The 22,426-nt window shown below is 25.5% G+C and carries 16 protein-coding genes; all 16 read left to right on the top strand.

Annotated elements, in window-relative coordinates; translation table 11 throughout:
• The first annotated feature begins 52 nt into the window (after positions 1 to 52).
• Complete coding sequence (locus KQY27_RS03065) at positions 53 to 292, top strand: hypothetical protein (protein WP_224425112.1); 240 nt, start codon at positions 53 to 55, stop codon at positions 290 to 292.
• Positions 293 to 583: 291 nt separating this feature from the next.
• Positions 584 to 1,582, top strand: coding sequence for a deoxyhypusine synthase (locus KQY27_RS03060; RefSeq protein ID WP_224425111.1), 999 nt, complete (start codon positions 584 to 586; stop codon positions 1,580 to 1,582).
• Positions 1,583 to 1,700: 118 nt separating this feature from the next.
• On the top strand, positions 1,701 to 2,303 hold the full coding sequence (locus KQY27_RS03055) for a hypothetical protein (RefSeq protein WP_224425110.1): 603 nt from the start codon (positions 1,701 to 1,703) through the stop codon (positions 2,301 to 2,303).
• 1,054 nt (positions 2,304 to 3,357) lie between these two features.
• Positions 3,358 to 6,132 (top strand): right-handed parallel beta-helix repeat-containing protein, encoded by a 2,775-nt coding sequence (locus tag KQY27_RS03050; protein ID WP_224425109.1) that lies wholly within the window; start codon positions 3,358 to 3,360, stop codon positions 6,130 to 6,132.
• Positions 6,133 to 6,499: 367 nt separating this feature from the next.
• Complete coding sequence (locus KQY27_RS03045) at positions 6,500 to 7,240, top strand: geranylgeranylglyceryl/heptaprenylglyceryl phosphate synthase (RefSeq protein ID WP_224425108.1); 741 nt, start codon at positions 6,500 to 6,502, stop codon at positions 7,238 to 7,240.
• Positions 7,241 to 7,408: 168 nt separating this feature from the next.
• Complete coding sequence (locus KQY27_RS03040; protein WP_224425107.1) at positions 7,409 to 8,518, top strand: DNA double-strand break repair nuclease NurA; 1,110 nt, start codon at positions 7,409 to 7,411, stop codon at positions 8,516 to 8,518.
• Positions 8,519 to 8,568: 50 nt separating this feature from the next.
• Positions 8,569 to 10,107, top strand: a complete 1,539-nt coding sequence (locus KQY27_RS03035; protein ID WP_224425106.1) for an ATP-binding protein — start codon at positions 8,569 to 8,571, stop codon at positions 10,105 to 10,107.
• Positions 10,108 to 10,365: 258 nt separating this feature from the next.
• Positions 10,366 to 10,998 carry a 2TM domain-containing protein gene (locus KQY27_RS09325; RefSeq protein ID WP_224425105.1) on the top strand — a complete coding sequence of 211 codons (633 nt, stop codon included), beginning with the start codon at positions 10,366 to 10,368 and terminating at the stop codon, positions 10,996 to 10,998.
• 365 nt (positions 10,999 to 11,363) lie between these two features.
• The gene (locus KQY27_RS03025; protein ID WP_224425104.1) at positions 11,364 to 12,725 is read left to right on the top strand and encodes a DNA repair exonuclease; all 1,362 of its coding nucleotides are present in this window, start codon (positions 11,364 to 11,366) and stop codon (positions 12,723 to 12,725) included.
• Positions 12,726 to 12,749: 24 nt separating this feature from the next.
• A complete protein-coding gene (locus KQY27_RS03020; RefSeq protein WP_224425103.1) occupies positions 12,750 to 15,488 on the top strand; it encodes an AAA family ATPase in 2,739 nt (912 codons plus the stop codon).
• A 135-nt stretch (positions 15,489 to 15,623) separates the two neighbouring features.
• On the top strand, positions 15,624 to 16,562 hold the full coding sequence (locus KQY27_RS03015) for a cation diffusion facilitator family transporter (RefSeq protein ID WP_224425102.1): 939 nt from the start codon (positions 15,624 to 15,626) through the stop codon (positions 16,560 to 16,562).
• Positions 16,563 to 16,589: 27 nt separating this feature from the next.
• On the top strand, positions 16,590 to 17,897 hold the full coding sequence (locus KQY27_RS03010) for a U32 family peptidase (protein WP_224425101.1): 1,308 nt from the start codon (positions 16,590 to 16,592) through the stop codon (positions 17,895 to 17,897).
• Positions 17,898 to 18,172: 275 nt separating this feature from the next.
• Entirely contained in the window at positions 18,173 to 18,655 is a 483-nt protein-coding gene (locus KQY27_RS03005; RefSeq protein ID WP_224425100.1) for a CBS domain-containing protein, read from the top strand.
• Positions 18,656 to 18,892: 237 nt separating this feature from the next.
• Positions 18,893 to 19,696, top strand: a complete 804-nt coding sequence (gene cfbC, locus KQY27_RS03000) for a Ni-sirohydrochlorin a,c-diamide reductive cyclase ATP-dependent reductase subunit (protein ID WP_224425099.1) — start codon at positions 18,893 to 18,895, stop codon at positions 19,694 to 19,696.
• Between the two features lie 448 nt (positions 19,697 to 20,144).
• Complete coding sequence (locus tag KQY27_RS02995; protein ID WP_224425098.1) at positions 20,145 to 21,515, top strand: radical SAM protein; 1,371 nt, start codon at positions 20,145 to 20,147, stop codon at positions 21,513 to 21,515.
• Positions 21,512 to 22,369, top strand: a complete 858-nt coding sequence (locus KQY27_RS02990; protein ID WP_224425097.1) for a glycosyltransferase family 2 protein — start codon at positions 21,512 to 21,514, stop codon at positions 22,367 to 22,369. The genes KQY27_RS02995 and KQY27_RS02990 overlap by 4 nt, the downstream gene beginning before the upstream one ends.
• The last annotated feature ends 57 nt before the right edge of the window (positions 22,370 to 22,426 follow it).

The raw sequence follows: 22,426 nt of genomic DNA, 5'->3' as shown, positions 1-22,426 counted from the left end.
TAAATATTAATTTTAATCTTAATTTATTATTTATTGCTTAATGGGGTTTAATATGGATATTAATGATAAAATCATTGAAATTTTAGAAAATAATAATATTCAACCGATTATTTCTGGAGATCCTAAATTTCTTGGAACTATTAGAATTTATGAAGAAGATAAAGTTGATAAAGTTTTTGAAGAGTTAGAATCTCTTTTTAATAATTATTCTTCATATTCTATTAATTGTTCCCATATTAGTTCTTGTTGTGCTCCATCCTTTGAAGAAATTCGATATAAAGTTGAAATATAGTTTTATATATCTAATATATATCTAATTTTTGATTTTAATTATTTTCATAAATATATTATCTATTTTAATATCTATTATAAGATTTATTATAAGATTAGATATTGATATATATTATTTTAAATATAATCATAATGTAAATTATATTATAATATTAATTATTATAATATTAATTATTAAAATATTATTTATTAAAATATTATTTTTTAAAATATTAATTATTAAAATATTATTTTTTAAAATAATGTTAAATTTATAATATATTATTTTTATTAACCTTTAATTGTGTTATTTATGAATGTTAATCAAATGAATATTGAAGAAAATATGAGTGTTCTAGACCTTATGAATGAATTTTATTCATCTGGTGTTTTAGGAGCAGGTCGAGTAGGAAGATCTTGTGAACTTTTATCTGATATGTTGTCTAATGATGATATGAAAGTTTTCATGAGTGTAGCTGGACCTCTTGTTCCAGGTGGACTTCGAAATATTATAGCTAGAATGATAAAAAATAAAGAGATTGATGTTTTAATAACAAGTGGAGCTAATATAACTCATGATCTTTTAGAATCATTTGGAGGATCTCATTATAGGGAATATGGTTTTGATGATGAAAAGTTAAATGAAGCAGGAATGGGTAGAATCGGAGATATTTATACAAAATCTGAAGATTTTGAAGTTTTTGAAAAGGAAATTATAAATCTTTTTAGTAAAATAGCTAATTCTATTGATGATTCTAATAAAATCAATATAGATAATTCAACTAATATGGTTGATTCAAATAAACCCAATTATAATGAAAATTCTAATATAATTTCTATTAAGGATTTATTGTATGAAATAGGTCTTCTAATTGAAGATGATAATTCTATACTTAAGTTAGCTGCTGAAAACAATATTCCTATTTTTGCACCTGGAATTATTGACAGTATGTTTGGTTTACAGCTTTGGATGTTTACTCAAGAAAACAACCTTGTACTTGATGCTATAGCTGATATGCATGATCTTTCTGATATTGTCTTTGGAGCAGATGAAGTTGGGGCTATTCTTCTTGGAGGTGGACTTCCAAAACATTATACTCTTGCTTCCAATCTATTAAAAGGTGGAGTAGATGCAGCTATTCAAATTACTATGGATAGGAGTGAAACAGGTAGTTTAAGTGGAGCTCCTTTAGAAGAAGCTAAATCATGGTCTAAAGCAAAATGTGGTTCAAATTTAGTTTCTGTAGTTGGAGATATTACTATTATATTCCCATTGATTTATGCAGCTGCTTTAGATAAAATTAACAAGTGATTTTTTAATTTATATAATCATTTATAATTATTATAATATTTTCATAATATTTTTATAATATTTTTATAATATATTTTTATAATATTATTTTAATTTGTGATAATTTTGAGGTAATCTTTTGAATTCAATTGTTTTAGCCTTTTTATATTCAATTTCAGGATTTTTAATGAAATTTTCTGATGATGAATATGATGAAAAATCAAATAAATCTATAGCTGTGATTTTAGGTATTTTTTGTGGGATAACTATTGCTTATTTAGCTAGTAATAACATCGATGCTGCTTATATATTTCTCGGAATTTTAATTGGAAATGCTATAGCACTTAAAATTGATGGAATTCACCATGTAGCTACTCTTTTCACTTTTTTAATATTGTTTATTATTTGGGGCATATTTGGAACAAATGGGAATATTTTAACTGGTTTCAGCATAATAACTCTAGCTATTTGTATGATTTCTGCTCTTATTGATGAGTGGGGTAATGACAATATTACTCTTTATGAAAAAAATAAATTTTTAAAGATATTTTTTGATTATAGGTTTGCAATGAAGATAGCTATTTTTATCTTAGCTATATTAGGATTATATCAAAGTTTTACAGGTTTTACCCTAGCTTATGTTGATTTTTTAAATATTTCAACATTTGTATTTTTTATACTTTTTGAATTATTTTATGAATTTGCTGGTTTTATTTTTAATAAATATTTTATAGAAAATTAATATTTATTTTAATAAAAAAATTATTTTGAAAATTTTTAATTTAATAATTTTTTATAATTTTTATGATTTATGCTATGAAAATTAATTTATAATTAAATAATTAATTTATTTTAATTTATTTTAATTTAATTTTATTTAATTTTTTTATGATAGGAGGTTGATTTATAAAATTTTTTTCTTTTTCTCTTTTTTCATATAATTGTTCTTATATATTATTGGCATGATCATGTTTTTATTGGAAAATATTTATTACAAAATCGTAATATTTATATACTCAGTTTATCAAGTTATAGTTATATAGAAAGAATATATTACACTATCTGAAATTATTATTTTTGGATTATTTTTTTTTACTTCGTTTAACATAAGTTAAACGACATCTTTTTGGATTTTTAACTTGTTTTTTGAACTTTTTTTATTGTGTTCAATATGTTTTCTATTTAAAATTTGTATAATATTAATACTTTTTGTTATTTTTATAATATTTTTATATTTATTTTAAATAATTTTTTGTTCTTTTTTTGTAAATTATCTATTTTTTTCTATTTTTTATGCGTTTAACTTATGTTTAACGAAGTCTTTTTTCTGAGTTAAGGAAGTTTTATGTAGGGGATGAATAATTATGTATATTTTTCAGATTTTTTTTAATTAGTTAATTAGTCTATAGTTAGTTCTTTTATATTTTTTGTATTAATGAAAAAAAGATTATGTATAATATTATGATTGTGAGTTGTAATAATCTTTTTTTGATTAATAAAAGATTTTATAAAAGCTTTAAAGAAAAAAAATTTTGAGTAAATGCTTTTTTTTAATGTGAAATTAATAAATGCAACTTTTTTGGGGAGTAGTTTTATATAATCCACATTATTATTTTTATTAATCAAAAAAATATCGTAAATAGTATATAAAAAAGGGTAAATCGTGCTTTATATTAAGAATTTTACAACTATATTGTTATAAAAATAAGATTCTTTTTTTTTAGAATGCTCTTTAATTTATTATGACTATTTAAACATAATTTTTAATCAATATAAAAAAAAGGAGGTAGAAAATATTGTTTATAAAAAATAAATGTATTATACCATTTATTTTATTACTTGTAGCTGTTTTGTTGCTTTTTAGTTTGTCTAGTGTTAGTGCTGCGAGTTTTAATAGTGGTAGTAGTTCTTCTGATATTCAGAATTTCATAGACACTGGTGTAGGGGATGATGATATTGTTCTTGAGGAAGGAGATTATATTGATTCTCTTTATAATTTGAATGTTTCAAGGAAAGTTAATATAAAATCAAACGGCAAAGTGAATATAAAAAGCAATACTGGAGGTACTCTTTTTAACATCACAGCTAAGAATGTTCAGATTCTTAATTTGAATATTAGTGGCTATCAGACAGCTATACGCTCGAATATTGGTGGTTTATCAGTTATAGGTAATAATATTACTACAAATGATATTAGTATTAATATCGATGGTAGTGGTGACTTATCTGGTATATCGCTAGAGAATAATACTATAATTTCTTCTGTTAGTAGCAGTGCTTATGGTGCTGTTTATGTGAATGCTAGTAGTGGTTCCACTGTTGGTATTTCAGCAAAAAATAATAATATCACAGCTAATAATCCAATTAATTCTTATGGTGTGCGTTTTAATGTTGCGTACTGTGATAATTCACTATTTTTCGACAACAACAATATCACAGGAAACTCATGGTATGGTGTTGCTCTGGATGCATACAGCAGCAACAATACCATAACCCTCATCAACAACAACATCACAGGAACAGAGTATGGTGTTATTCTGTCTGCATCCAGCAGCAACAATACCATAACCCTCACCATCAACAACATCACAGGAACATGGGCTGGTGTTGCTCTGTTTGTATACAGCGATAACAATACCATAACCCTTACTAACAATAACATCACAGGAACCTGGTATGGTGTTGAGCTGTCTGCATACAGCAGCAACAACACCATAACTCTCACCAACAATAACATCACAGGAAACTCATGGTATGGTGTTGAGCTGTCTGCATACAGCAGCAACAACACCATAACCCTTACTAACAATAACATCACAGGAAACTCAGGGTATGGTGTTTATCTGGGTGTATACAGCAGTAACAACACCATAAATCTTACCAACAATAACATCACAGGAAACTCAGGGTATGGTGTTTATCTGGGTGTATACAGCAGTAACAACACCATAAATTTTACCAACAATAACATCACAGGAACAGGGGATGGTGTTTATCTGTCTGCATCTAGCAGCAACAACACTATTTTGAGCTTTATTGGGAATAATATTACTGGTATTGATTATGCTATGTATATTTATTCCTATGATCAGTTTAGTGGTTTGTCTTTGTTGAATAATACTTTTAAAAGTGATGATGTTGGTCTTTATTTTGAGTTAAATGGTGTTGTTTTAAGTGATATTCTTGTTAAAGGTAATACTATTTTTGCAGTTAACACGGGTATTGGTTTTGCAGAGTGGAGTCCTAGTCCTGTTAATTTGACTGTTAATTATAATCGTATAATTGCTAGTGTTGGTTTAGATTTTGCAACTACTGATGCTGGTAGTAATTTTGATTATAATTGGTGGGGAGTAAATGATATTAGTAGTAAGGTTATTGGTTTTGATACTAATAATCATTATATCTTGAATATTACTAATCTCACTAGTTTGGATAATGTTCGTGTTGGAGATAAAGTGGATTTTGCTTTGTTAGTTTTGAATACTACTCTTACTAATGAGGGTGTTGAAAACTTACCTTACTTTGTCATTACTGGACTTTTTAATGGTGAAAGCTACAATACTACTACTGATGATCTATTTGTTCATCAATTCACTATTCCTGGTGAAGGAATACATGCTATTGATGCTTTAGTGGATGAGCAGTATGTGTTTTTGGAGTTTAATGCTTCTAAAGGTAATACTAGTTCAACTATTGTTGTTCCAGATGATGCTCGTACTGGTAAAACTGTTAATATTACTGGTATAGTTACTGATGATGATGGTAATCCTTTAGATAATGTTGTAATTACTGTTACTGTTGATGGTGTTGCATATAATGTGACTACAGATAGTAATGGTCGTTGGATTTTAGCTTATAAACCAACACGTACTGGAAATATCAATGTTTCTGTTTCTTGGGCAGGAAACAATGCTTACAATGGGTTTACTAATAGTAGTAATTTTAATGTTATTGCTGGTGTCAAAAATGTTAGCTTTATAATTTCTTCACCAACTATTAATCAAGGTGAAAAAACAAACATAAAAGTAACTTTAAAAGATACTGATGGAAACATATTGAAAGGTAAAAAGATTTCATTAACTATTAACAAGAGAACTTATACAGCAACTACAAATAATAAAGGAATAGCTGTTTTCAAAGTAGCTGGTTTGAAAGGAGGAAAACATAAATTCTCTGTAAAATTCACAGGAGACAACAACTACAAATCTTTAACTATTTCAAAAGTGCAAAAAGTCAACCCTAAAACCAACTTGGGAATCACATCAATTAAAAAATTGTCTTTTAAGAAAAGAGTATCTACATATAGAGTTACAATAGCTAATACTGGAAGTTTGAAATCTAAGGCTACTGTTTTAGCTCTTTTCCATATGAGAAATGGAGTTAAAATCAAAACCAAATACATCAAAATCAAATCAATAGCACCAGGTAAGAAAATATCAATAATCGTCAGCTACTTTCCCGACAGGGCAAATCACAGATACTGCATAGCACACTTCCAAATCGATCCCAAAAACAAAAACAAAGAAATAATACTAGCTAACAACAAAAAATCAATTAGCCTAAAACATTAAACAAAAAACAAAAATAAATAATTTATTTGAGATATAATTAACTTTCATATCTCATTTTTTACATTTTTTATTAGTCTCACTTTTTTTTTAAAAAAAATGAGGACGATTCATAAAATTTTTTTCTTTTATTTTTTGAGATTTAGGGTTTTATATTAATTTTTTTTATTTATTTTGTTGTATATTCTTTTTAGGTTATGTGAAATTCCTATTAATAATAAAAGAAGAAAAAGAAAAAATTAGTCACCTTTGGTAATAATTTTAATAGGATATATTAAACTTTCTTCTTAAATAAATTAAATAAATAAAAACATTAAAATATAACTAATTTCAAATTCATATTATTAACAATATTTATAGGGATTTAAATATGATAGTTGAAACTCAAATCAGAGATATTTTAAAAAATCGCAAAGTACATTTGACTTTAATTGATCCAGATGAGCAAACTCCTGAAGGTGCTGTTGAAATAGCTAAATCTGCTATAGCTGGTGGGACTGATGGTATTATGCTTGGTGGTTCAACAGTTGATGGAGTGGATGTAGATAATACTGCTAAAGCTCTTTCTGAAAATATAGATCTTCCAATTATTATCTTTCCAGGAAACACCAGTAATGTAAGTAAGTATGCTGATGCAATATTCTTTATGAGTTTTTTAAATTCAAACAATCCCTACTGGATTATAGGAGCTCAAGCACTTGGAGCACCAGCTGTTAAAAAATCTGGAATCGAAACTATACCTATGGGATATATGGTTATTTCTCCTGGAGGAACTGTTGGATGGATCGGAGATGCTAAACTTGTTCCACGAAACAAACCAAAAATCCCTGCAGCTTATGCTATGGCAGCTGAAGCACTTGGAATGAGATTTTTCTATCTTGAAGCAGGTTCTGGTGCAGAAGAACATATAACTCCAGAAATGGTAGCTTATTCTAAAAAAGCTACTGAGGATATGGTTATAGTTGTTGGTGGAGGCATCCGTGATGGTGAAGCTGCTTATACAGTAGCTAAAGCTGGTGCAGATGTTATTGTTACAGGGACTATAGTAGAAGAAACAGATGATGTTGAAGCTAAAATTAATGAGATAGTATCTGCTATTAGAAAAGTGTGAATAATCTATATTCCTTTTAATAATTATTATTTCATTAAATACTTTATATTTAATTATATTTAATTAAATTTAATTATATTTGATTATTTTTACTATCTTTCATTATATTTTTAATATAAAAAATTTTTATTTTAATAAATTTAAATAATTAAAAAATTAAGGGAAATCATGTTAGAATCACTTTATAGTGTAGCTATAAAAAAGAAAGGAACTATTGTTGAAGAAATAGAGAATTATGAAGATAAAGATTTTCCTATTTCAAAGTTTTGGAAAGATGAAGAAGTTCCTAAATATGAAGATAGCTTGACAATTGCTGCAGGTGATGGTAGCAAACATGAAAAAAAGTTTTTAAGTTTTTATTTTTATGCAATTGCAGCTGAAACCTTAATTTATAATAATGAATTAGTTAAGATTGAAAGTTCTGATATAAACACGATGCTTCATGGCAAATTTTCAAAGGACAGAATAAGAAATTATATGGGTTTATTTGAGGTTAAAAACGCTTTGAAAGCTATTAAAACTCACGATATTGATTATTATTTATATGATGGTTCTCTTTTAGGAGATCTTATTAGGCCTTATCCTCTTGAAAAACAAATTCCTCAAGATATTCGATTCGATGTTTTGGATTTTGCTGAAGATGAATTAAATAAAGAAATCAACAATATTGAAAATCATGAAGTTGAGATATATTCAAGTAAATTGGTTAAAAATGATCTAAAAACTAAACTTGATGATATTAAAGCTAAAAATGGTTTTAGTTATATTGAGAATATTGAAAATTATCTTGAAAATATAGAAAAATTATTAGCTTTAGCTAATCTTTTAAAATATAAGGATAAGATTATAGCTATTTCTAAATCTTCAATAGCTACTGATTATTTTGATAATTTTGATACAAATATTCCTGATATAGCTATTTTCACAAAATATACTCAGGATACAGGTTATTCTTTTCCACCAAGATATCTTTCTGCAGAAACAGATCAATTTAAACGTGAATTTCCTATTGAAAATGATTTTTTTAAAAGTTTAAATTTTACTATTTTTTATGTGAGATTAGAAGATAATAAAAATGTTTTAAAGATTGAATTACCATATAAAGCTGATGAAGCAAAAATTAAAGAAATTATCAGTGTTATTTCAAGGGATTGTACTGAAGGTTATCCTTATCTTCTAAAAAAAGCTCACCATGATGTTGTTATAAAAAAGAAAAACATTGAACAATTATCTAATATTGTTGGAATCTATGAAAAATCAGGTAGGGAAATGCTTTAATTTAATTTATATTAATTTATATTATTAATTATATTGTTTATGGTGTTATAATGATAATAGGAAGATGTGTTGGTGAAACTTCTCTTATAGATGTCAGTTTTATTTCTAAAGAGATGCCTAAAGTAGGAGAATATGTTTCTTTAAAATATGATGGGAAAATTGTATTAGGCATGATTGAATCTCTTGTAAGAGGAAGTGTATCTCTTAATGGAGATATTTATGATCCTAATACTATTGAAAAAATCAGAGAAATTGAAGGAGAAGATTTTTATATCAAAGGCAATGTTCGAATTTTAGGGGATATTGATGATAATCTTAAAATTCCAAGAACTCCTGCTCCTCCTGGAACTGAAATATCAGTAGCTAGTGAAGAAGTCTTACGTAAGATATTTAAAGTCGATAATGGTTTAAAAATTGGTAGTCTTATTAGTCAAGAAGATGTTGATGTTAAAATTGATGTAAATAATATGGTTTCAAGACATTTAGCTATACTTGCTATGACTGGAGCTGGAAAATCCAATACTGTTTCTGTTCTTATTGATGGTCTTCTTCAACATAATGGATGTATTCTTATATTTGACATGCATAGTGAATATGTTGGAGCTGAATTTGACAATGGTGAAGTTAACCGAATTGAACCAATAATTAATCCTATCTACATGTCTTTTGCTGAGATAAAGGGCTTAGCTAACATTCCTAGTTCTGCTTATATACAAGAAAGATATTTCAGAGAAGCTTATAAAGAAGCTAAAGCAATTGTTAAATCTGGTGAAGCAGATACAATTGATTTTATTGAGATTATGAGGGATGTTCTTGATAAATGGTATAATACTGAGATGTTTAGAGGAAAAGAGATTAATTCCTCAGAAAAATCAAAGATTATGGATGTAATCAATAAGATGGATGATTTACAAGATAAGTATTATAATCTTCTTAATATCAATGGAGGAAACATTTTATCTCAATTAAAATTAGGTGTAGCCAATGTTCTTGATTTAGGCCAAGCTGATGAATCTGCAGCTGAAGTTATTGTTAGTCATGTCCTTAGAAATGCACTAAAGAGTAGAAAAGTAGCTATGCAAAATAAAGAAGACAGTATGTATGAAAAACCTCTTGAATTTCCAGTTTTCTTTATAATGGAGGAAGCTCATATCTTAGCTCCAAAAAATAGAAATCCTGCTTCTAAATATTGGATCAGTAGAATTGCAAGGGAAGGTAGGAAATTTGGATTAGGTTTATGCCTTGTAAGTCAGAGTCCTAAGTCTGTTGATCCTGATGCATTATCTCAAGCTAATAACATGATTATTCTTCGACTTGTTGAACCTCAAGACCAAAGGCATGTTCAATCAGCTAGTGAAAGCCTTAGTGAAGACCTTGTAAAACAGCTACCTTCTTTAAATGTAGGTGAGGCAATGGTTTTAGGCCTTATGGTAAAAGTACCAACACTAGTGAAAATCGATGAATTTACAGGTAGAACTGTTGGTGGAGATATTGATATAATTGATCAATGGCAATCAATTAAAGCAAAGGATGTTTCTGATATCAAAGATCAAGAAGAAGAATTCCGACAATTAGGTGGAAATTATTAGTTATTTTCATATTATATTAACTTATATTTTTTAAATTTATACTTTTTATACATTTTATAATTTTTATAATTTTTATATTATATAATAATATAAATTAATATACTATAAATTATAATATAAAATTCTTTAATAATAATTTTTATAATATTTTATTTTCAAAATTAATATAAAATCATTTTAAGCAATAATACAAAAGAACATACAAAAGGAATATACAAAAGGAATATAAAAAAATAATAGAAAAGGGGATAAATAACAGTGGATACATATTATCAAAGAGCTAAAATAGTAGTTGAAGAAACTCGTAGGTTTTATTTTCAAATTATATTTACATTAGGTATATTTATTGTAGTTGCAATCAGAGCTAATTTTATTAGTAGATCTTTATTTTCAATGAACTCTATTAGTTTCATGGGGGAAAATATTTCATCAACTCCTACTGAATTTTCTTTTATAAGTTCTCCTACTTTTATTATTTTATATATGGCTGTGATTTTTCTTTTAATTTTAGGGTTTAGATATCTTATATTATATAATTTAAAACGAAATTTTAGAAAAAATGATGGTGGAATTAAAAAACTCAAAAAATATATGAAAACTGATGAGATTCCAACTAATGAAGAAGTTGATGCGAAATTCCATGAGGATAAAAATAAATCTAAAAGAAAGTTTTATTTTTTAGTGGCTAGAGTTATTATATTTATTGCAATTTTATACTATATTTACTCTAATATTTTTAATAATTTCTTTTTATTTGAATTAGTAGTAGCATTTTCAGTTTTAAGTTTAATTTATAGATATTTAATTATCTTTCATGCTGATAGTAAATTTTTTGATAAAGAATGGGAAAATAAAAAAATTAAAGAATTTATTTCTGAATTTAAAGGTTAATTTAAAGGTTAATTAAAGCTTAATTAAAGATTAATCTAAAGGTTAATTAAGATTAATTTAAAAATTAATTTAAAAATTAATCTAATCTAATAATTAATTTAATGATTAATCTAAAAGTTCAATTTCAAATAAATTTTAGTTTAGAATAAATAATTTAGAAAATTAATTAAATTAAAATTTAAAATTAAATTAAAATTAACTATCTGATTTTTATATAAAAATAGTAAATTGAATGAGATATATTCACTATCCCTTTTAAATCATTATAAATATTAGAAAAGATATATAATATCTTAATATTAACTTGATATAAATCATTAAATTATAAATTAATTATCATAAAACAATTAATCATAGGGAAAAATATGAAATTTGCTCATTTAGCTGACACTCATTTAGGGTATCGTCAATATGGATTAGTTGAAAGAGAAAATGATTTTTACAATGTTTTCAATGAAATTGTAAATAAGATCATTGAAGAAAGAGTTGATTTTGTAATCCACAGTGGGGATTTATTTGAAATGGCAAAACCATCTCCAAAAGCTCTTTTAGTTTTTCAAGAAGGATTGATGAAGATAAAAGAAGAAGGAATTCCTTTTTATGCAATTGCTGGAAATCATGATACTATAATGCGTCAAAATGCTGTTCCTCCTCAAATCTTATTTAAAAGATTAGGTTTAACTCTTATAAGTCCTAATAATCCTGTTATAGAAAGTTCGTTTTTAAAGGATAATGATATTTTTATTGGTGGAACTCCTTTTATTCCCAAATCTCAAAATGCTTTTTTAAAATCTAATCTTGAAGAATTAGCTAAAAAAAGTCAAGGATTTTCAAATAGAATCTTAGTTTCTCATCAAGGAATTGATAAATATCTTCCATTCCAATATGAACTTGAGTTAGCTGATATTCCAGATTCTTTTACTTATTATGCAATGGGGCATGTTCATAATAGAATAACAGATGATTTTGGTGAAGGTAAATTAGCTTATCCTGGTTCTTCTGAAATATGGAGATCTAATGAAGTTGGAGATTATAAAAGTAAAGGTAAAGGTTTTTATGTTGTTGATATAAGGGGAGATATTCCTGAAATTCAACCTATAAATATTGAACTTCCAAGAGAATTTATTAATCATAATATTGAATTTAAAAAACTTGACTCAGAAATATCAGCTTTAGAAAGACATATATCAACTTTAAAAAATAAACCAATTGTTAATGTTACAGTTGAAAAAGGGAATTTTAACAGTGCTGATGTTTATAAGAAATTAAATGAAGCTTTTTCAAAGATTACTTTAATGCTTAGACCAAGTTTCAAAACTGATGAGCTAATCAAGGAAGAGAAATTAATTGGGGACAATAACTCTCTTGAACCACGAGATTTATTAATGGATCGACTTAAATCATATGAAAATGAAGATATTACTAATTTAGCTATTGATCTTTTTAATTCTTTATCAAAAGATAAGTTTGACGAATCTGAAAAAATATCTAATAATTTTTATGAAGAATATTTTGGCCAATATGAAGAAGATTATAAAAAAATAGCTGAAAAAGAAGCTAAACAAATGAATCAATTTAAAGAAAAAGATAATAAAGAAAATTCTGGAAATAATACTGATAAAAAAGGTTCTGAAGATGATATAGATAAAAAAATTTTTAAAGATACTATGGATGAAGAGACTTCTGAAGATAATCAATCTAAACAAACAACTATAGACTTTAACTGATTGATAATTTAATAATGTGATAAGATGATATTTACAAAATTAACACTCAAAGACTTTAAATCTCATAAAAATACTGTTATTGATTTTGAACCAGGGATTAGTATTATAGTTGGTGAAAATGGTGCTGGAAAATCGACTATATTAGAGGCAATTAGTTTTGCCCTCTTTAAACAACATTCTAGTAAAAAAATTGATGATTTGGTTAGAATAACTAAAAATAAAAATTCTCATGAAGCCATGTCTGTTGCTTTAGAATTTATTGTTAATGGTAAAGAATATAGGGTAAAACGAAATCGTGGAAGTGTTTCAAAAGCTGAACTTCTTGTTAAAGATTCTGATGGAGGTAGTACAAGAATTTCCTCTGGTGATACGGCTGTTAGTAATGAAATACAATCACTTCTTGATATGGATGGGGATTTGTTTTTAAATGCTATATATATTCAACAAGGGGAAATAGCTAGTCTCATTGGAAAAACACCTTCTGAGAAGAAACAACTTATTGGAAAGCTACTTGGTGTTGAAGGGCTTGAAAAAGCTTGGAAAAATAGTTTACCCTTGATAAATATTTATGAAAATCAAAAATCAGAATTAGAAGGTAGGACAGCTTCATCATCAGAATTGGACAGTGATTTAAAAAGTAAAAGAGTTACTTTAGAAGACCTCAAGATTAAAGGTAATACTATTCAAAAAGAAATAAAAGAATTAGAAGAATTAAAAACTCTAAAAGCAAAAGAAAAATCTGAAATGGAAAGTTCTAAAAGTATTTTTGATAAATTAAATACTCAGCTTCAAAATGAAAATGAAAATACAAAAAGAGTCTTTGAGGATAAGAAAAAATTCCAAGAACAACTTGAAACTTTGAAATCTAAAGAACAAGAAATGAAAAAACTAGAGAGGTTTTCAATTAAACTTCCAATCTATCTTGATTTTTTAGAATCTGTAAAGAATCTTGAACAAATAACAAAAGAACGTGAAAAATATCAAGAAAAATTAGACAATATCCAAAAACAAAAAGAGATTCTTAAAAATGAAGAAGAAGGTTATAATCAATATCTCCAAATTCAAAAGAAATTAAATGATTTAAATGAGAGAAAATCAAAATTAGAAGGAGAATTAGCTATAATCAAAGAGTTTGAAAATAATAAAGCTAATATTGATAAAGAAATTACTGAAAACAATGATAAAATTGAAGAGTTCTTTAAGGAAATTAATAAATCTTTAAACCTTGAGGTTGATGACTTTACTGAACTTAAAAGAAAAGTTGTTGATTTTAAAGTTGAAGCTGAAAGGAAAATTAAGGAACTTGATGAAAAATCATCTTCTGATTCTCAAAAAATTTCAGGGTTAAAAGAAGGGATAAAATCTGCAGAAGATCCTCTAGCTGAAATTGAAAAAGTAGATAATCAGTGTCCAGTTTGTAAATCTAATATTTCTGAAGATAAAAAAAATAGTTTAATTGAATCTTATAATAATAAAATTAAGTTTAATAAAGAATCAATTGATAAAATTAGTAAAGAATTGAAGAAAATCAAGAATCAAAAGAATGTTTTTGAAAAGAAACTTGAAGATATAAAATCAATTGAAGAAAGTATATCTGAATATACACATCTTTATGAAACTAATAAGAAAGACATTGAAAAAGTAAAAGAGATTGATACTAAATTAAAAACTTATGAAGATTCAAGAGATAAACTTGATAATGTGCTTTTATCAATTAAAGATCAAACTAAATTACAAAAAACTTCAAAGGAAAGTCATGATAAATATGTTCATGCACAAGGTTCTCTAGATGTTTTAGGAAAAGAATATGATACTAAAGATAAACTAAGAGAAGTCATAAGAAACATGGATGTTGAAGTTGAAAAAGTAAAGGTAGCAATGTCTAAAGATGTTTATCTTTCTCCAGATATTGAAGAAAAAGATTTAAGGGAGAGAATTGAAGATTTAAAAGAGAAAGACAGGAAATTCAATCAATTAAAAGGTGAAATAGTACAAATACCTATTTTAGAATCTCAAATTAAAAATAAAAGAGATGAATTAGATTCTATACGTTCTAAAATCGATAATATCGATAATAATATTAAAGCTACTAAATATAATGAAGATAAATATAAAAATGTTGTTTTCACTTATGAACGTTCTGATGAAAAATTAAAAGAATTGAATAAAGAAATCAATGAAATTAAAGGTAAAGGTACTGAAATCATAGCTAATATTGAAGATCTATCTCTTAAAATTAATCAAAATCATGTATTAAAAAATAAATTAGAAAATGTTCAAGATTATCTTAAACTTCTTAAAGAAATTAGGGAACTTTATGGAAAAGATAAAATCCAAAAAGAACTTAGGAACCGTTCTAAACCTCTTATTCAAAAACACACTAAAAATTTCTTTGAACAATTCAATTTTGATTATTCTGATTTAAAGATTGATGATGAATATAATATTTCTGTCTTTGGTCCTGAAGGCGAAAGTAAATTAGATATGGTCAGTGGTGGGGAAAAAATAGCTATTGCTCTTGCTTTGAGACTTGGGATTACAAAAGCAATGTCTAAAGGTAATATTGAAACTATACTTCTTGATGAACCTACTATTCATTTAGATAGCTATCGTAGACATGAATTAATAGATCTTTTAAGAGGAATGTCAACATTGCCTCAAATGATTATTGTAACTCATGATAGTGAACTTGAAAATGCAGCTGACAATATCATTAAGGTTCAAAAAGAAGATGGTATTTCCAATGTTATTTTAGCAGATTAATATTATTTTTTGATAAAAAAGTTGTTAGGTAGTAAATTGAGGGGATATTAGTAAATTACTGGAATTTATTATTATAATTTATAAATATATTAAATAATTTATAATTATATAAATTTTTATTAAAGATAGATTATTATGAAAGATAAAATTGAATCTATTGAATCAGAAAAAGTTAAAAATTCAGAAAATAATCAAAAATTTGCTTCTGACAATAGTCATATGCATGATTTTGAGTATCATAAAGCTGCTGAAAATATATCATTTGCTTTTTTCTTGAATATTTTATTCATGGTAGTAGTTGGTATTGGAGCTGTTTATACTAACAGTATGGCTATATTAGCTGATCTTCTCCATGGTTTAAGTGATACTATAGCTCTTGGATTTTCTTGGTTTTTTCAACGCTTTTCTGAAAAAGAAGAAGATGAAAAATTTACTTATGGATATCGTAGATTTTCACTTCTTGGAGCTGTAATTACATCAGCTATAGTAATTATAGGTTCATTTTTAATTTTGGTTGAATCTATATCTCGTTTATTTGCTCCTGTTGAACCTTATGCTTCTGGAATGGTTTTTGTAGCTATATTTGCAATATTTTTAAAAACTTTAAGTGTATGGAAATTGAGAGGTGCTAAAACTTTAAATGAAAGAGCTGTTTCTATTCATCTTATTGGAGATTTAATGGGTTGGATTGCTCTTTTAATTGTTGGAATAATCTTAATATTTTATAATATTCCAGTATTGGATGTACTTCTTTCAATAGCTATTACTTTATGGATGATTTATAATTTAGCTAAAACACTATTTTATAGCTTTAAAATTCTTCTTTTAGAAGCACCAGGAAATGTAGATCAAAATAAGCTTAAAAAAGATATTTTATCTATTGAAGGTATAGATGACATTGTTAAATTTTATCTTTGGAGTTTAGATAATCAAAAAAATATTTTGACCGTAAAAATTAGTTTAAAAGATGATTTAAAAGTTTCAGATACCGAAAATATTAAAGAAAATATAAATGATTTAGGCTTTATAAATGGAATAGAGGATATTAATATTGAATTTGATAAGAAGAAATAGATTTAATATTAAATTTATGGTGTTTTTATGGTTGAATTGATGTCTCCAGCAGGAAATTTCATATCTTTGAGGGCAGCTCTTGAAAATGGGGCTGATTCTGTTTATATTGGATTAGCTGATAATAATATGAGGGCAAATGTTTCTAATTTTTCTCTTAAAGATGTTGAGGAAGCAGTTAATATAACTAAAGAATATTCTTCTAAATTATATCTTTGTACTAATACTATAATGAAAGACAGAGATATAAAGAAATTAGAGTTTGATCTTGAACTTATTAAAGAATATGAAGTTGATGCATTGATAGTTTCTGACATTGGATTAGTTGAATTAGCTAATGATATTGGTATTGATCCTCATATGAGTGTTCAAGAAAATATTTCAAATAGTTATTCTCTTAAAACTTTAAAAAAATTAGGTGTAACTAGGGCTGTTCTCTCTCGTGAGCTAAATATATGGGAAATAGCTGAAATAGCTAAAAATTCTCCTATTGAAACAGAAATATTTATTCATGGAGCTATGTGTATGGCTGTTTCTGGAAGATGTTTTTTAAGCTATGGTTTATATGGTAAAAGTGCCAATTGCGGGGAATGTTTACAACCTTGTAGAAAAAAATGGACATTAAATATGGCACAAGATAATGATTCTGATTTTTTTTATGAAGATGATAATAATTCTTCTTTTATTTTAGAAACAATTCCAGATTCTGAAATTGAATTTGAAGAAGATTATCTTCTTAATCCAAATGCTAATAGTATACAAGGGGTTGTATCTTCTAAAACTAATTTTATTTCTCCTAATGATTTAGCAATGATTGATTATATTCCTCAATTATTAGCTACTGGAGTAGATGCTTTTAAGATAGAAGGTCGTGCAAGAGGGGCAGATTATGTATCTGCAGTAACTAGGGTTTATAGAGAAGCTATTGATGCAGTTGAAAATGGACTTTTTATTTATAAAGATAGTTGGATTGAAGATTTAGAAAAAGTTTTTAATCGTGGTTTTGATACTGGTTTTTATTTTCATCGTCCTCATGAAATAAGTAGTGAAAACCAAGCACAATACACTAAAAAAGATATTGCTAAAGTTGTTAATTATTATTCTAAAATTGGAGTAGCTGAACTTCAAATATGGGATGATCTAACTGTTGGTGATGAGTTACTGATTCAAGGAAAAACTACAGGTTCTATTACTCAAACAATAGAATCTATGGAAATAAATGGAGAATTTGTTGAATTTGCAAAGAAGAATCAGAATGTAGCTATAGCTATTGATGAAAAAGTTAGACCAAATGATTTTGTTTATAAGCTTATTAAAAGAGATAATATTCAAAAATAATTGTTTATATTGTTATAATTTTTTATTTTTTATAAATTTTTTATATTTACTTTTTTTATCTTTGTTTTTTATTTTTTAATTTATTTTCCATTTTTTAATCTAATAATCTAAATTTTTTTAAATATTAATTCTTTTTTATATTTTTATATTTTTATAGCTTTTTTAATTTATTTATTTAAATCAATAAATTTAAATATTAATAAAATCATATTATTCATGAATATATCTTTTAATATTAGAAATATCTTAATATAAAATTGTGATAGGTGCTTTATATGATTAAAATCGAAGATGCAATGGAAACAAATGTGTTAGTCCTCAATAAAGAAGATCAAATCACTGATGCAGCGAGATTGTTTGTTGAAAATGGTATTAGTGGAGCTCCAGTTGTAGACAATGACAAAATTGTTGGAATTCTTAGTGAAGGGGATATTATGAAACTCTTAGATGTTCATACTCCAAATCTGAACCTTATTCTTCCTTCTCCTCTCGATGTTTTTGAAATGCCTGTTAGAATGAAACAGGAGTATGATGAAAATGTTGAAGGGATAAAAAAAGCTTCTTTAACTCTTGTTAAAGATATTATGATTACTTCTGTTGTTACTATCCATCCTAATGATGATATTTCTGATGCAGCTATTATTATGGATAAAGAAGATATTAAACGTATTCCTGTTGTTGATGATGAAAACAATTTAATTGGAATCGTTAGTAGAGGAGATATTATTAAATCTTTAGTCAATTATAAAGAAGAATAATTAATAATTCTATTATTTTTATAATTTTCTTTTTTATTTAAATTTTATTTCTATTGTTCAATTATATGTTATATTGTTAATGTTTTTGTACTAATATTATTACTATTGCTATTATATTGCTTGTCTATTATTATGGATTGTCTTTTACTATTAGTATTACTTGTTATAATATTTTGATGATTTCTATTTATTATTTATTATTTATAATTTCAACTTTGATGTTTTATTGGTGAATTAATGTCTAAAACTAAAAGAATAGCTATTTATGGAAAAGGTGGAATTGGAAAATCTACAACTGTAGCTAATATAGCTGCTTCATTTGCTAATGATGGTAAAAATGTTATTGTTATTGGTTGTGATCCAAAAGCTGATACTACTCGTACACTTTATGGTAAAAGGCTTCCTACTATTCTTAATACAATTAAAGAGAAAAGAAATCCAGAACTTGATGAAATTCTCTTTTCTGGCTATGCTGGTGTTCTTTGTACTGAAAGTGGTGGTCCTGAACCAGGAGTTGGTTGTGCTGGTCGTGGAGTTATAGTAGCTATGAAACTTTTAGATAAACTAGGGGCCTTTGAAAATAATTTTGATGTTATTATTTATGATGTTTTAGGGGATGTTGTTTGTGGAGGGTTTGCTGTTCCACTTAAGGAAGATTATGCTGATGAAGTTTATATAGTTTCTTCTGGAGAATATATGTCTCTTTATGCAGCTAATAACATTTCTAAAGGGATAAAAAAGTTAAAAGGAAATCTGTCTGGAATAATTTGTAATTGTAAAGGAACTGAAAATGAAGAAAAAATTGTCGATTCTTTTGCTGAAAGAATCGGTTCTAAAGTTATTGGAACTATAAAAAGAAGCCAGTTAATCCAATCTTCAGAACTTGAAGCTAAAACTGTGGTTGAAAAGTTTCCAGATTCTATTGAAACACAAGATTATGAAAAATTAGCTAATTCCATATGGAATAATCAATTCACATCTTCTCTCAACCCTATGGATGATGAAGAATTTGAAAATTTCTTTAAAAAGTTTATTGTTTGATTTATATTATTATATTAGCTATTGGAAATAAGCTATAATTAATTTAGCTGTTTTTTATTTTTATTATTTATATTATTAGTATACTATTATTTTTTTATATTATTCATATTAATTATTTATTATTATACATTGTTTATTATTTATTCATTTTATTCATTTCATTTAATTATTAATTATATTAATTTTAAATTTTTTCATGATTATTTTTATTTTTTCTTAAGTTATATATTAATCTTATTTTGTTATATTGTTTATATTTACTTATATTGTTTATATTTATCATTGATATATTTTATATATAGTAAAATTTATATGCTAATTTTTTTATATTATTATTTGTAATTATTAATAATTATTATATTTTTAATAATAAATTAAAGAACATTTAGGATGAGGGATGAACTTTAAATTTAATTTATGAGTAGTATTTAAATTATTGGTGTTGTTTATGAAAATTTTAATGGTTTATCCTGCTTTTGAATCTTGGTATTTAAATATTTATAAAAAATTAATGAACATTAATAATGAAAATGTTGGAACTCATCATGGAATTGGTTATATAATTAAATATGCAAAAGAAAAAGGAGAGACTGTAGATTTTATAGATTTGAGATTAATCTCGAAAAATGAGTTTAAAGAGATTGTAAAAAGCTATGATTTAGTTGGTTACAGCATTATATCTATGAATTATAAAAATGCAATTAAATATATCCGTATAAATAAAAAAATTAATAAAGATGTTACTATTGTAGTTGGAGGGGTTGATCCAAATGCAGATACTAAAAAATATGAGGAAAATCCATTAATTGACCATATAATTCTTGGTGAAGGTGAAATATCTTTTTTAGAGCTCATAAAATCTAAAAAAGAAGGGAAAAAATTGGAAAAGATTATAGTTGGTAAAAAAATAGAAAATTTAAATAGTTTAGGTTTTATTGATAGGGATAGTCTACCATTTGATAATCCACCTAGCGCTATATTTAAAGAACCTCATTTTACTATATTAGCTTCACGTGTATGTCTCTATAACTGTAAATTCTGTCAACCAGTATCACGAGAGATGTTTGGTAAAAAAATTAGATCAAGATCTCCTGACCATGTTGTAAAAGAGTTAGTTTTTTTAAAAGAAAAATATGGGCTAGGTTCTTATTATTTCATGGATGATAATGTACTACAAGATAGGCAATGGACAGTTGAATTTATTTCATGTCTTAAAAAACATGGAATTAATGTTAATTTTTCAATTAATGGAAGAGCTAATAACATAGTTAAAAATCAAGATTTAATAAAAGAACTTCGTGAAGTTGGTCTTACTACTGTATTTATTGGATTAGAATCAGGATCTGACAAAATATTAAAATATTTGAATAAAGGAACAACTGTTAATTTAAATAAAAGTGCTCTTAAGATACTAAATGAAAATAATATTAATGTTTCTTCGATTTTCATGTTTGGATTTTCAGCTGAAAAAAAGGAAGATTATCATTTAACTGAAAAGTTCATTAAAGAAAATGATTTGGATTTTTATGCTATATTTTCATTTGTACCTTTTCCAGGAAATTACTTGAATTTAGAATATAAAGAAAAAAATCTTCTTTTTCCTGGTGCTGAAAATGCTGACATTGTTTTTCATAGACCTAGAGTAAAAGGGGTTAATTATTATTATATTGCATTTATGGATTTAAAATTATGTATGAGATTACAAAATAACTTTTTTAATAAAATAATGAAGATTATATCTTTTATTTTTAATATAATTATTATTTCATATTTTTACATTGTTTATTCAATAAAAAGAGTTTGGGGTTTTTATTCATGAAAATTTCAGTTTTTATTAATACTCTTAATGAAGAAGAAAATATTAAAGATTGTTTAGAAACAATAAAATGGGCTGATGAAATAATAATAGTCGATATGTATAGTGAAGACAAGACAGTAGATATCGCAAAAAATTATACTGATAAAATCTATTATTTTGAAAGATGTGGATATGCAGATCCAGCAAGACAGTTTGCCCTTGAAAAATGTTCTAATAAGTGGATTTTATTGATTGATGCAGATATGAGAGTACCTCTTAAACTTAAAAATAAATTTGATGAAATTATGAGAGAAGATGATGCTGATGTTGTTTATGTTCCTTTAAAATATTATTATCATGGAAAATTATTACATAATTATTTAGTTCCTGATGTAAATGGTATTAAGTATAATTATCATCTCGCTTTTTTTAAAAAAGATCATATAACTTTTAATTCTAAGATTCATGCTTTTTATAATATTATTCCTAATTCTAAGATTTTAAAATTGAAAAATTTTGAATTTGGCTTGTTACACCTTGATACACATTCTTTTGAAAAAAATTTAATTAAATTAGATAGATATTCTCAGATTGAAATAGAAAATTCATTAAAAAATATCAAAAGTATAAGAAGTAATGTTAATATTATATATTTTTTTATATTATTTTTAAAAGAATTCTTTTTATTAAATATATACAGAAAAAATTCTTCAATGAATTTATTATTTATTATTTATCAGCTTCATTATCATGTTTTAATAAAATCAAAGCATGAAATTTATAAAGAATTCGATAGTTTGGATTTTTCAAAAGAAATCAAAACAAAATACACTGATGTATCAAATGAAGTTATTAGTGAATATAATTATGATTAATTTGTTTAATTACTAGTAAATATTTAAATATTTTAATTCATTTTATATTTATTTTAT

The sequence above is a fragment of the Methanobrevibacter sp. TMH8 genome (assembly GCF_020148105.1).
In the GTDB taxonomy this organism is placed as follows: Archaea; Methanobacteriota; Methanobacteria; order Methanobacteriales; family Methanobacteriaceae; genus Methanobinarius.
The sequence above is the reverse complement of the archived record's forward strand: the minus strand, read 5'-3'. Positions and strand labels throughout refer to the sequence as shown.

What these genes read in the sequence shown, in the direction of transcription:
- KQY27_RS03025 (WP_224425104.1), top strand. Translation starts at nt 11,364, where the DNA reads ATGAAATTTGCTCATTTAGCTGACACTCATTTAGGGTATCGTCAATAT.
- KQY27_RS03040 (WP_224425107.1), top strand. Translation starts at nt 7,409, where the DNA reads ATGTTAGAATCACTTTATAGTGTAGCTATAAAAAAGAAAGGAACTATT.
- KQY27_RS03060 (WP_224425111.1), top strand. Translation starts at nt 584, where the DNA reads ATGAATGTTAATCAAATGAATATTGAAGAAAATATGAGTGTTCTAGAC.
- cfbC (WP_224425099.1), top strand. Translation starts at nt 18,893, where the DNA reads ATGTCTAAAACTAAAAGAATAGCTATTTATGGAAAAGGTGGAATTGGA.
- KQY27_RS02990 (WP_224425097.1), top strand. Translation starts at nt 21,512, where the DNA reads ATGAAAATTTCAGTTTTTATTAATACTCTTAATGAAGAAGAAAATATT.
- KQY27_RS03010 (WP_224425101.1), top strand. Translation starts at nt 16,590, where the DNA reads ATGGTTGAATTGATGTCTCCAGCAGGAAATTTCATATCTTTGAGGGCA.
- KQY27_RS03045 (WP_224425108.1), top strand. Translation starts at nt 6,500, where the DNA reads ATGATAGTTGAAACTCAAATCAGAGATATTTTAAAAAATCGCAAAGTA.
- KQY27_RS03020 (WP_224425103.1), top strand. Translation starts at nt 12,750, where the DNA reads ATGATATTTACAAAATTAACACTCAAAGACTTTAAATCTCATAAAAAT.
- KQY27_RS03065 (WP_224425112.1), top strand. Translation starts at nt 53, where the DNA reads ATGGATATTAATGATAAAATCATTGAAATTTTAGAAAATAATAATATT.
- KQY27_RS03035 (WP_224425106.1), top strand. Translation starts at nt 8,569, where the DNA reads ATGATAATAGGAAGATGTGTTGGTGAAACTTCTCTTATAGATGTCAGT.
- KQY27_RS03015 (WP_224425102.1), top strand. Translation starts at nt 15,624, where the DNA reads ATGAAAGATAAAATTGAATCTATTGAATCAGAAAAAGTTAAAAATTCA.
- KQY27_RS03005 (WP_224425100.1), top strand. Translation starts at nt 18,173, where the DNA reads ATGATTAAAATCGAAGATGCAATGGAAACAAATGTGTTAGTCCTCAAT.
- KQY27_RS02995 (WP_224425098.1), top strand. Translation starts at nt 20,145, where the DNA reads ATGAAAATTTTAATGGTTTATCCTGCTTTTGAATCTTGGTATTTAAAT.